1 protein-coding gene and 1 pseudogene are annotated in these 339 nt (G+C 60.5%); both read left to right on the plus strand.

Annotation, left to right across the window (positions count from 1 at the left end):
* Positions 1-198, plus strand: a pseudogene (locus tag ACPYOI_RS36070) (nutrient deprivation-induced protein); the annotation flags it as partial.
* Positions 191-339 (plus strand): phage holin family protein (locus tag ACPYOI_RS36075; RefSeq protein WP_481424174.1); only part of this gene is annotated, 149 nt, incomplete at its 3' end. The pseudogene ACPYOI_RS36070 and the gene ACPYOI_RS36075, both read left to right, overlap by 8 nt.

Here is a 339-nt window from a genome sequence, read left to right on the forward strand (position 1 = left end):
GAAGTAGCAACCATGGCCGAAGACTTCGGACGCAAGCAGCCACTAGCCTTTCTTGGAATCGCGGCATTGGCAGGGCTGGCGGCCAGCCGCTTCCTAACTGCCTCGGCAAGTCGACCGGCAAGTGCGAGCTTCCACCGCGCGCCTCAGGTGGCCCAACCAGCGTCTTCCTTGAAGAGCGGAGGGCCGGCAAATGGCTAACTCGTCCGAAAACATCCCGCTCGCCGAACTCGTGAGCGGACTCGTGGCCGATCTGACGGGACTTCTACGCAAAGAAATCGACCTCGCCAAGACCGAAGCTTCTGAAAAACTCACACAGGCGCTGAGCGGCATCGAGGTTCT

The sequence above is a fragment of the Rhizobium sp. SVR5-2C genome (assembly GCF_056755115.1).